This is a genomic window from Sphingomonas sp. BK481 (assembly GCF_014194875.1).
Taxonomy (GTDB): Bacteria; Pseudomonadota; Alphaproteobacteria; order Sphingomonadales; family Sphingomonadaceae; genus Sphingomonas; species Sphingomonas aerolata.
Genome location: NZ_JACIAP010000034.1, coordinates 1 through 3,800 on the forward strand (window position 1 = coordinate 1; position 3,800 = coordinate 3,800).

2 protein-coding genes are annotated in these 3,800 nt (G+C 60.5%); both read right to left on the reverse strand.

Going from position 1 to position 3,800, the window contains the following annotated elements:
• Nucleotides 1-63 precede the first annotated feature (63 nt).
• Entirely contained in the window at nt 64-1,338 is a 1,275-nt protein-coding gene (locus FHY04_RS22205; protein WP_183938033.1) for a hypothetical protein, read from the reverse strand.
• Between the two features lie 432 nt (nt 1,339-1,770).
• Complete coding sequence (locus tag FHY04_RS22210; protein ID WP_221211943.1) at nt 1,771-2,988, reverse strand: ATP-binding protein; 1,218 nt, start codon at nt 2,986-2,988, stop codon at nt 1,771-1,773.
• Nucleotides 2,989-3,800 lie beyond the last annotated feature (812 nt).

The window sequence follows — 3,800 nt, forward strand, 5'->3', positions numbered from 1 at the left end:
CATCGGCCGCATCGTGGACCTCTACTCACCCCAGGAATGCTCGAACTATTTTGCAGCCGCTGGTTACGATGCAGACTGATCAGAAACCGCTCTAGCGGCGAAGAGGCCCCAGTTCTCACCATGACCGATGATCGTCGCCCACCAATCGAAGTCGGCATAGGCGATAAGGTGCGAAGGCTGCCTCCCCTCTTCCTCATCCTTTCGGCGTCGACGGCGCATCTGGCCGCGGTAATCGCCCGGCACCTGCATGATCCACTCGTCACCATAAGCCGTCTCGAGCGTCCCCTGCACGAACGCCATCAGTCGTCGTTCGAGACGGCGCAGCATCCGGCCGACGAGGTCGTCGACCTCGAAACCGTCGTCGGACGCGCCGGGCTCAAACCGCAACCCGAATGGTTCGAGCATCGCCATCACAATCTGTGTCGGGAGGGATGATAGCGTGGGGTCGAAGCCGCGATCGTATTGATCAGCAACGCGTAGCAGCGGATCTTCGGACCCGATGTCGCCGGGCTCTTCACCGCGATAGTCACCGAACCGCGCGCGCAGCTCGGCCGTCACCGCCGCTTCGCGGGGATCGAGGTTTGCAACGACGCCGCCTAGGTGCGCGAAGCGCGTCATGGCGTCGAGCGACAAGTCCGGACGATCCTCACGCACCCAAGCCGAACCGAGATTGCCTACACCCCCTTGCACCCGGGTGAGCCAGTTGGGGTAGGGCGACAGCGCGGTCCAGCCACTCGTCCGCTCGATGACCATCTCAATCTCGCTGCGCGTCGCTGCCCGAACCGGTGGGAAAAGATCGGCATGCGCCGCGCGCAGCGCCGTTCCCGTTGCCTCGGCGAGGCCTCGTTCAATGCGTTCGGCGACGTCGCCGAACAGGCGAGACGCCGCTGCCGTAGTCTCGTCGTGCCGGGTGGTAAGCCCGGCAGCGATCGAGCCGAGCGAGCCAACTCCTGCGATGTCGCGCAGGATGCGATCGTAGCGTTCGTCATAGGTCGAGCGCAGCCCCATTACGGAAGAGGCCAACTCGGCGCCGGCGAAGCGGGTCCGCCCTAGCGCCAATGCTGTCTCCGCGGCGCTCAATCCAATCGACCGGCTAGCCAGCGCGGCGACTTTGTCGGTTTCGATGAAACCTTGGACTGACCCTGCTGCTGCTTTTCGCGCAGCAGCGAGCGCACCGCCCTGATCGAGGCCGCCCTGATTAATCAGCGAGCGCGTCGATCCACCGATCAGGCCAGTAGCCTCGGCGTACGCCTTGGTGATGGCAAGCTCGGTCGCGCTCGGCTTGAGATAGAGTTTCGCCATTTCACTAGCCAAGTTGCCGCTGATCGCGTCACGCATCGCCCGATCAACGATTGATCCGCCCGTCAGCTGGCGAAACATGCGGTCTGTGGCAGTCTCGTGCAGCCCAAATCCGCCGGTCGCTAGCCGCACCTGCTCTGCAATGTTCTTCTGCGCCGCGAAAGCGGCCGACGTCGTGCCGAGCGTATCGCCCGCCGCTGCCCGCCCGACCCCACCGATGTCGAATGGCGTGAGGCCGCGCGCGGCCTTGCCGAGAGGATCGTTGGCAAATGTCACAGGGCAGTCCTCTGATCCGGGTGACGTTGGCCCACGTTTACGGCAGGTTCGGCTCTTCCGTCGAGTGTTGATAACCGTGCATAATCGCCGCTGTTTAGCGCCTCACGGTAGACTGTTATTGCACCGTTAGGCTACAACTAAGCCGTGGCGAGCCCCCTCACCTAGCACGCGTTGGCGGGTCCGATCTGACTACACCTAACGGAAGGCATGCAGCGTTAGACGACCGGCAGTCGAGGAACCAACCCACCGCTCAGTCGTGGCGGAAGACAATTCAACGGCTTCCTGCTCGCTGTTGAGGCACACCAAGGTCTGGATGGGGGGCTCATCGAGCGCCTGGACACCGTCGAGCACACGTCGCTGATTGTCGGCGTCGAGGCGCAGGAACATGCTGGAATCGATGACAAGCATCCATGGCACCGGTCGTGGGTCGGAACGCATCACCCGCAACGCGATATCGAGAATCGTGAAGGTATATTCTGCTCCGCCCAGATTCTCGGTCGGCAGAAAATGGGAAGAGCCGGCCACCTGCACCTCGACGCTATAGGCGCCCGTCCGACGGACTCGCGATCCGAATGTAGTGCTGCAGAAAAGTGGTTCACGAAGCGCGTCCCACAGTTGTGCCTCGCTGAGGGCAAGCTGCGGCGCCAAGGCGCGCAGATCGCGGCGGAACGGATCTTTCAGGTCGCTCGGCCGATAGGCCTGATTGTCGACATAGACGACATTGAACAGTGTCTGCGGCCAACTCGCCGACACGTTGCCATCGACTTCGACCTGTAACCGTTGTGGGCGGCGCTGCGGCAAGCGCTTCAGCTCAACCAGTTCCTCGCTCAACCTCACCGAAGTGCGTGCCCCCTTAATCGACGCTGCAGCTTCGATGACGCCTGCTTGCGAAGCAGACTTAAAAAGCCCCCACCGCTTCTCGAGCGCGGCGAGGTTACGACCTCCCGACAAGGCCGCGAGACACTCGCAGAAGGTGGACTTGCCCGAGTTGTTGAGACCAAAGACGATGTTATGGCGTCCGAACTTGACGGCAGCCCGAGATCGAAAAGGGCCGATATTCTCGATCGCCAAGTCGGTGATGCCGTGTTGAACCAAGCTATCCGCAGCGGCGACGCGCCGATAGACCCAATCCTCGTGCGACACCTTCCACCGTCTTAGTTCATCGACCGTCTCTTTGCTGGCGTTATCGTCGACTTGCTTGGCGTGAACCCGGCACAACCAAATGCCGTTGGCCTCTGCCTGGCGCTCGGTCTTCGTCAGCTTGACGTCATACCGTGGACCTCCCGGCGATGCCGCGGTGATATGCGCGGCCTCGCCGACATTGGTCAGCTTCGTCCCGCGATCTTCTGAGGGCCCGATCGTCAACTGCTGGCAAAGCGGATGCGAGCAGATATAGCCGGCCCGCTGCGCCATCAGCAACTTGACCGCCGGTGTGAAATCGTCGCGGATGATTCCCTCCTTGATCGCTCGGTGGTGCCGCTGAGTGCAGTGGCCCGATGCCCCCCCTTTTGCGTAGATTGTACGATCGTGCAATCGAGGCGCAGTACCTGATACCGATAGGGTATACCTTGAGAGGACCAGCAAGCGGCTGGTGCTTTATACGCCATTCGACAACTTAAAAAGGACTGGATAAACAAGCATCATGTATCGAAGACCACAGCATGTTCATTCGAGCCTACCTCTGCGCCTCCACCTCCGAACAGGACGCGTCACGCGCACGTGGAGCTCTGGATGCCTTCGCTGTGGAGCGAGGCTTAGCAGGCCAGCTCAGCTGCAGCGGCCCCCGAGTTCTTATGATGTTTGTTATGACATTCTCGGTGGGCAGGCACACACTTTTTCAACTCCTGCTCGAGCTTCGTAGGGCTAGCTTTAGTGAACATTTTTCTAATCTCGCCCAGTTTCGGCCCCTCAATATGATGCCAATGCAATAACCCCACGACACTACGATCAATCTTATATTTACAAAAGTAGCAGTTCCCTTCGCTTTTTGCGAAAGCGTCATCGATCAGATCTCTATTGCGAACCTGCTGAGAAATGGAAAGTGTCATGGCTCTTTACCATTATGGCCGTTGGAGTTCAGCGATTGGGTATGCCCTTAGCTACCTGACCTAGCAACCGCGCATGGTTCGAAAGATCGTGTCCCACCGCGTGGTGTAGCTTCAGCGGCGTAGCCGCCTTGATCTCCGGGCATAGCCGGGTCGATCACGCCGCCATGGACGACAACG